At 53.2% G+C, this 7812-nt stretch carries 5 protein-coding genes; 3 read left to right on the top strand and 2 right to left on the bottom strand.

Features of this window, described 5'->3' with window-relative positions:
• The 3 genes from RMSM_RS16185 to RMSM_RS16200 form a co-directional block, all read left to right on the top strand.
• Positions 1-1668, top strand: a 1668-nt coding sequence (locus tag RMSM_RS16185; protein ID WP_052031663.1) for an NERD domain-containing protein, incomplete at its 5' end; no start/stop codon positions are given.
• 115 nt (positions 1669-1783) lie between these two features.
• Positions 1784-3436, top strand: coding sequence for a hypothetical protein (locus tag RMSM_RS16190; RefSeq protein ID WP_040767412.1), 1653 nt, complete (start codon positions 1784-1786; stop codon positions 3434-3436).
• 537 nt (positions 3437-3973) lie between these two features.
• Positions 3974-5050, top strand: a complete 1077-nt coding sequence (locus RMSM_RS16200; protein WP_008698299.1) for a hypothetical protein — start codon at positions 3974-3976, stop codon at positions 5048-5050.
• A gap of 78 nt (positions 5051-5128) precedes the next feature.
• Here RMSM_RS16200 and RMSM_RS16205 read toward each other — a convergent pair whose 3' ends face one another.
• Both RMSM_RS16205 and RMSM_RS16210 read right to left on the bottom strand, forming a co-directional pair.
• The gene (locus RMSM_RS16205; protein ID WP_008698300.1) at positions 5129-6787 is read right to left on the bottom strand and encodes a TROVE domain-containing protein; all 1659 of its coding nucleotides are present in this window, start codon (positions 6785-6787) and stop codon (positions 5129-5131) included.
• A gap of 645 nt (positions 6788-7432) precedes the next feature.
• A complete protein-coding gene (locus RMSM_RS16210; RefSeq protein WP_008698303.1) occupies positions 7433-7804 on the bottom strand; it encodes a hypothetical protein in 372 nt (123 codons plus the stop codon).
• Between the last annotated feature and the right edge of the window lie 8 nt (positions 7805-7812).

A 7812-nucleotide genomic window follows, 5' to 3' on the forward strand; every position in this document is an offset into this window, starting at 1 on the left:
TTGAGCAATGAATTCGTCGTTCTACATTCGTACCCTTGGTTGCGTCCCGATCGCGACGGGGCGCTGCGTGAGGGAGAAGCAGATTTTATCGTACTTCACCAAGACAAGGGAATGTTGGTGCTGGAGGTCAAAGGCGGCGAACTTCGTTACCAGAATGCAACTTGGCAGCGAAAAAAGAAACACGGTTACGAACCTATTACCGATCCGTTCAAACAGGCTCGCGACAGTATGCACTACCTTGTTGACCGGATCGAGAAGCAAACCGCCGGCGATGTATGTGGGCACCACTACAGCTATGGTCATGCTGTGGTGTTCCCGCACGACAACTACACCGGAGCCATCCCGCCTGGAGCTGAAGAGTCGTTGATTCTATCTCGCCGCCAAATGGATACGATGGATGTGGCCATCGCAAATGCGATGGCCAGTTGGCCCCAACGAGAAACGCCACTGACCAATCATCAGTGGCGTCGAATGGCAACTGCATTGTTGCCTGAATTCAAATTATTTCGTCCCATCGCTGGCAGCGCCAGCGACGTTTTTGAACAAATCCAAGAAATGACCGACGAGCAGATTGAATTACTTGAGGGGCTCTACGATGACAATAGTCGAGTCTACGTCTCCGGCGTCGCGGGTTCGGGAAAAACACAGATCGCGTTTGACCGAGCGATTCATCTCGCTAAAAATGATAATCGCACGTTATTCGTTTGCTACAACCGGCATCTGGCCGACCATCTACGTCGGAGCCTGGATCAACATCCCGACAGAGGGCTGCTCGACAAGCGATTGAAGATCACCCACTTTCACCAACTCGCTCGCGAAATCATCGAAGATGCTGGTGTTGATTGGGATCCGCCAGAGTCTCCTCAACCAGGATCGGATTTTTTTGTCGATGATGTGCCGGACCTGATCGAGCAAGCCGCCTATCTCACGATGGAGGAAGGCGAAGATGTCCAGTACGATGCGATCGTAATGGACGAGGCACAGGACTTTCATTCGCGTTGGTGGGAAGTACTGCAATGCACCCTACTGAAGGAAGCAGAGGCGGGAACGTTATTAGCATTCGCCGATCCAGTCCAACGATTGTGGGACTGGGCACCGACCAAACCTCCGGTCGCGTTTCAAACCAAATACAACCTGCGTCGCAACTGTCGAAACAGTCGCTGGATTGCACGCACCAGTACCACGATTGCTAAGACTGAAGCAAAGTTTTTCAAGCGATCACCGCTTGGTGGCAAGCCGGCGATTAGCACAGTACCCACTCTTGGAGCGATGAAAGGCATTGTATTGAAGGCGGTTGAAAACCTGCTCGAGCAACACGACATCAAGCCATCGCAAATGGTGCTGATCGGCCCACGCGGTCATGAGAACGGATCGCTTGCAGATGTCTCCGATATTGCTGGCATCGCTTTAACGACTGACACGAGAGCATGGAACCGTAACGAAGGAATTTTGGTCACGACGGCCCGAAGCTTCAAAGGGCTGGAAGCCGACGTTGTGGTGGTTTACGACTTGGACGGAATCTCGAAGGGCTTTTCGCATGTTGACTTGTACGTTGCCTGTACCCGAGCCCGTTCGCACGTTCACTTCCTTGTCGCAGGCAAAGAAATGCTCGCCGACATCAAAGCCGCGATTCAGAATGCTGAAAAGGAACTGGGTGACGGAAAATGACCAATCACAATATGTTGCTGAAAAATCGTCGCGATAGAGATTGTGGCCAACATGGGTTGGCTAACAGCAATCGCAAAACAACGTCCAATCGTCCAACCAAGAGGGATGCTAAAAATTGAATAAGCAGGTGATTACCAAAGAGTTAGCTGAAGGTTGCCTACGCGAAGGCAATTCATACCAGCTCCACGAATACGTGGCAATCGAGGACGACGCTGCGGAACTTTTGAGCCAGCTGGCTGATTGGCTCAGGCTCGACGGCTTGAAATGCCTATCGAATACCGCAGCAGATAGTCTTGGCAAACACGCCGGAAACCTGATGCTCTGCAGCCTAGAACATCTTTCGGATGACGCAGCAGAAAGCCTCAGCAAACACGAGGGAGATCTCGATCTAGGCGGCCTTGACAGTCTATCCGATGCCGCAGCAAAAAGCCTTAGCAAACACACAGGACACCTTTCGCTCAACGGTCTAAAACGTCTTTCTGAGACGGCGGCGGAAAGCCTCGGTAAACATGAGGGCCGGTTGTCCCTCGACGGCATCGAAGTGGCATCCGATACTGTGGTCGAAAAGCTTAGACACAACCGAGGCGATCTTTCACTCCGTGGATTGACAGAGCTCTCCGAGGCGGTCGCCAAAATCCTTGTCGGCATTGCGGGAGAGGGAGGATCTGTCTACCTGGATGCTCTGGAGCATTTATCCGCTGCAGTGGCGGAAGTCCTCAGCAACCACAGGGGAAATCTTTCGCTCGGCGGCTTGAAAACCCTTTCTGATTCAGCGGCGGCAAGCCTGAGTCGCCACAGACAATCTCTGTCACTCGATGGCCTGACCGACCTCACGGAGTCAGTGGCCAAAAGCTTAGGCGAGATCGTCGGTCAAAGTTACTTGGAGGATTACGCGGAGCTATGCAAACCAGAACCATTTGACGACGCAGTACGTGAGCTGACAATTGATGAGCTCTATAAATTGACCGTAAGAGTCGATGAGCTCAGCCTCAACGGACTAAAGTCGCTGTCAGATGAGGCAGCGGAGAACCTAAGCAAATACAAAGGTTTTCTCTCGCTAAACAGTGTAGACACACTGTCGGAATCAGCCAGAAGTAGTTTTTCACGAATGCAGCGTGGCGCGTCCTTGAACGAGTACATCAAGACGATTAAATCATTGACCGATAGCGATGCTGACGTTGCTTTCGCAGCCATGTTGGCTCGTGGCCGTCTTCAGAACGAAATATTGGAGTTTGACAGTTTACGCGAACTTTCATCCGGAGCAGCGAAAGAACTTGCATTGTTTGATGGCTGGTTGCACCTAAATGGTTTATCAGTCATTTCTGACGAAGTTGCTGAGCACTTAAGTTGCTTCGGGATCGGTTTAGATGAGCCGGAGGAATTGCGTCTAGAGGGGGTGAGGGAAAGTTCTGATTATGCTTTTCTATTGTTGTCAACTCGTCCCAACACATTCCTGAGCGACTCTCTGCGAGCGAACAAACAGGACTGCTCGGAAGAAAATCTCACCATTGCAAAACGGTACTTGCTTTACCCAATGTGGAATAGTGAAGTTTCGGCGATGACCGAATTGACTGAGCGAGATGCGTCCGACCTGGCGAGATCCAGGCTCAGCCTTTCCCTGTTGGGACTCGTTGACCTGTCAGATTCGGTTGCAGAGATTCTTTCAAATCACATAGGAACGCTTTTTCTTTCAAGCTCATGCAAAATGTCAGACCAAGCTCGAACTTTTCTTTCAAAACACGAAGGCCCTGTCGTTAAAGGACGTTGAATGTCGTACGAACCACACGCAAATCATGGGACCATGGTTTCCTTTGAAAAGTTTTGCAAGCTTTTCAAGCCAGTTCATCTGGAAGGAATTCGCTGCGATGCTGCTAGGCTGTTCCTAAGTTGTTACAGCAACGAAGGAGACACTGAACATGAGTCTCATTGTCGATGTATCCTTTCGCTGCTGCGTTGCTCCAACAGTATTGAGGACGCGGTCTCGATCATTTCGCGAGCGTTACCGCCGGATGAAAATCCCGAAAGCTTCAAAGACCGTGAGCAGGCGATTGAGCCTCAATTGCTCCGATGCCTTGCGCGCCTCGTTCTTCCATGTGTTCCTTGCGACCTCGTTTACTATGGAGACTCTCCTTACCTTTGTTTTAATTTCGACACATGTTTTGAGGTAAAGATGACTACTAAGGGTGAGTTGCTTGCAGCGGCCGTGCAAGAAGACAAGCTCGTTCCCTCGCTGTGGTCTTACATGGGATAGTCATGTGACTAGGTGTAGCTTCCACACAGTTTCGCTGTTGAGAAAATAACAATCATGGATCCAATCAAGATGTTTGTGCCGGCGGCTTTCGCTAGCGAGCTCGGACTTGCCGATCACCTGGAATCCGATAAAGACCGAGCGAATCCGTCGCCATGGGGCATCGCCAGGTTGATTCGTCGTGAAGTCCGTCGTCATGGCCTGGCGACTCGACGTGAATTAAGAAAGGCGATCGAACCTTTCCTAGTCGCCGCCGGTTTTGAAGGAGATGTAAACAAAGCCATTCAATTGGTCGCTGGACGCATGGTGGACGTCGGGGAGCTCGCTGACTTGAAGGTCGAAAACCAACGCGGCTATTCTGCCATGCCTTCGCGTTGGATAAAGCTGAGCGACACGGATGCAGTGTTACTGGGAACAACGGCAACGGAGACGCATCGTTTCTCGTCTTTTCACCCCAACCAATTCTTGAGAAGGTTTCGCCCATCTGACTCGATTGTCACGGACCTAACTCAAATCGGTGTGAACGAACAGTCATTTGAAGATTGGCTAGGAGAACCGAGCTGGAAATCCCTCGTCGAGCCAACGGATGGCATTGAATCGCTTGCCGACCTTCTTGAGTGGCAGATTGCGAAACTGGACCAAGAGGGACTTCCGTTGTTTCTCGATGAAACGAAAGTCTTCGCGATTGACCATTCGCCGGGAGGCTTCTTTGGCAAGGTGCGAGTACCCGAAGGGGGCAGATGGACGTCACCGACTCAGCTTGGCGAAGGCATCTACATTGGAGCTGGACCTGGTCAGAATCAGCAACACTGGATTCCCATATTGCTCAGAATCGACGGAAGTCAGAGCAAATCCGTCTCTCTCAACTGCCGAAATGATGCGACGGCCACATACGAGTTGAGGAACTGGCTGTTGATCGCCCTTGGCCATCAGAGTGGCAAGAACGAAGTGGTTATCGCGGATCACGAATCGGAAAAGATTCGATTTACATTTCCCGCACCGTCACATGCCATCCGCATCTTAAAACTTGCCGGTGAGCCAAGTGCGAATTGGCAGGAATACGACGTTTCGGAGTCACGTTCCGCAGTCAAACTGCTTTCACACTCGATGTGTGAACTTCACATCCAGCAGTAGCTAACAAAAAACGCCCGCGGTAGTTTGCTCCACCGCGAGCGTTTTGATGTTTTACGAATTTTTCACAGGGAAAATTCATTACAGTTCGACAGATTCGACTTCGCGGACGAAGCGGGATGCGTCGTTTTCCAGGAACGATGAGACTACGTTGAACACGGCGTCACTGAAGCCGCCGATGTTTAGGATGTCGTCTCGCTCGGGTGCTTGCGTGGTTCCGTAGGGTTGAATGTCGATGCAGACTAGCTTTGGATCGACAACGCCGAGTCCACGCTGGGTCTTCTTGAACTTCTCCCACTGCGTCATCACTCCGGTTGAACCGTTTCGACCGTAGCCGTAACGACGTCCCGAGGCGATCCAGCTTTCGTTGTCGCTGACAAGCACGATGCCGGCGAAGGCTTGCTTCGCGTAACGTGTGTTGGCTTCGACAAATGGCAACGAGCAGTCCGTTCCTCCGCCTCCGTACTTCGACAAGCGTGCTGACAGTGACAGGATCGTATCGCTTGGATCGACCTTGACCTTGTAAGCTTGCGTATCGAATGGGATCACGACGCTGTCTGGGTTGCGACGCAGGATCGCTGCTGCGAACAGTGCCGCAACATCGACGCATCGCATCTTCGACGTTCCACCGCGACCACGGTTTCCCGTGACTGAGCATCCCATCGAACCTGACGTGTCGAGTCCAATGATGACTGGTCCAGGCAGCGTTGGTACGTTTCCGCACGCGATCTCGGCAGCGTCATGCAACGCCGTCTTGATCTTGCTTGGAACCTCGTCCGATGCGTTCATGTAAGCCGCCAGGAACTGGTACGGGAACTGACGGCTGCGTGCGATCGCGTCGCGGTCAGCCAGTTGGCCGGCCACGTAGTCGATCATCGCGTTGTCGGTTCCTGCGAATCCAAGGATTCCAGGCTTCTTGAACACGTCGTGACGCAATAGCGTATTGAGGTTCATGCGCAGTGCTTGCGGTCCCATTTGTCGAGCGATCGCCTTCCAAACCAACGGACCCTTGGCTGCGTCGGCTAGCAAGTCCCATCGAACTTGCAGGTCGCCGGCGATCAGCGTTTGGGCTTCGGCCGTCTCGGCTGCTCGGTAAGCGACCAGTGACTGAACCGTCGAAGGCAGGTTGTCAGCCGTAGCTGGTGCCCACTTCTCGACTGGCTTGTCGGTCAACCATCCGAACAACGCTCGACGCGCGTCATCCTTTGGCGTTGGACGTGCCATTCGCAAGACGTCTCGCAGGCTTGGATCGTTTCCGATCGAAGCTGAGAGCAACTTGCCAACAGACGCGTCGTTGAGCCAACGTTGGAACGCACGCTGCAGCGAAGACGACAGGCCCTTGCGACCGAACTGTCCTGAACGAGTCATCTGGAAAACGGTGCGCAGAACGCGACCGTTGTCCGCGACTCGATCGAAGACTTGGTGCATGAGCTTGGTGTCTCGCGTCGACAGTACGACCAGCAACGCTGCTGGCATGTCCTTCATGTAAGCACGCTCACGTGAGTAGACGGCCAGCTTTGCCAGGAACTCGTTGTCGTCGATCTCGTCGATCAGCTTTCGCATCGCGTCGAGTTGGTTTTGCGCGGACGCGTAGTAGACGTTGCCGAACGTACCAGTCGCCGCCATTTGGGCGAGCGCGTGCTTCGCTGACATCTTGTACGCTGGGCCGCCTGCTTCGTTGACGACAGTCGCTCGTGGCAGGACGCTGGTGATGCTTTGGAATAGAGACTTGTTGGCCATGTTTGACCTCCTGAGTAATGCAGGTTGTTTGCCTGCGTGTGCAGTCGCGGCAGGCGATAAAGCCACGCTACGACGAAGTAAACGATCCGACGAGGTTTGGTGCAGAGGTGGCTCCCAAATGAGCCACGTCGCCGGTTTTGACCAGCCAATTGGGCTGGGGCGAAATGGAAAGCGGCGACGAAGGGAATCGAACTCTTATGTACTCCACTCCGGCAGTCGGATCGTGTGTCTTGCCACCGCGTGGAAACGCCCCGAACGAAGTGGGGCCGTTTCGCAGCACGATGGTTTCGTGTTGTTGAAACGAAAAAGCACTCGGCGAAGTGTTGGTCAGAGACCCGTGTCGCTTTCGAGAAAGCTGGCGGGGCGGGGCTCGAACCCGCTGGACCTTTCGGTCGTGCCATGTACTCCGAACCGGCAGCCGAGTGTGTTTCGATGTTCTATTATCTTTCGAAGTAGTGATGCACTGTGTTTGCCTTGATAAAGGGCACGATCGACGAAGTTGTGACCAGAGGGTTTTACGGTGCTCTACCACTGAGCTACGGCGCTGCGTTCTTACGAATGGCAGTTGCGCCGGTGGGACTTGAACCCACGACACCCGGCTCCTGAAGCATGTACTCCGAATCGGCAGTCGATCGTGTGCGCTTTCTATTTCGTTTTCTTCTTGGTGGTCATTCCCAATTGTTTCCAAAGGGAACGGCCGTTGGCTCGGTCCAGCCGGACGAGTTGTTGCTGTCGTGTGTCGAAGGCGATCAGGTTTCCCTTGGGTCGCTTCGCGTAAACGAACGGCAAGCAAACGGCAACGACTTTGTGCGGTTCGCCGGCTGCGCGCGGCAGGTAGCGAAGTCGTACGAGTTCGTCGATGGGTTGCGAGATTCCTGAGCAGTCCCATAAGTAGGACGGAAGCTCGATGATCTCGCTGAGGATGGTGACGTAGTCACCTTTGGCGATGTCTTCGCCAGCGATCCTGGTCGCGACGGTAGTCACGGTTTTGGATCGGGATTCGGTTGTGGTTTTCATATTTCCGA

The sequence above is a fragment of the Rhodopirellula maiorica SM1 genome (assembly GCF_000346295.1).
Classification (GTDB): domain Bacteria; phylum Planctomycetota; class Planctomycetia; order Pirellulales; family Pirellulaceae; genus Novipirellula; species Novipirellula maiorica.

What these genes read in the sequence shown, in the direction of transcription:
- RMSM_RS16200 (WP_008698299.1), top strand. Translation starts at nt 3,974, where the DNA reads ATGGATCCAATCAAGATGTTTGTGCCGGCGGCTTTCGCTAGCGAGCTC.
- RMSM_RS16205 (WP_008698300.1), bottom strand. Translation starts at nt 6,787, where the DNA reads ATGGCCAACAAGTCTCTATTCCAAAGCATCACCAGCGTCCTGCCACGA.
- RMSM_RS16210 (WP_008698303.1), bottom strand. Translation starts at nt 7,804, where the DNA reads ATGAAAACCACAACCGAATCCCGATCCAAAACCGTGACTACCGTCGCG.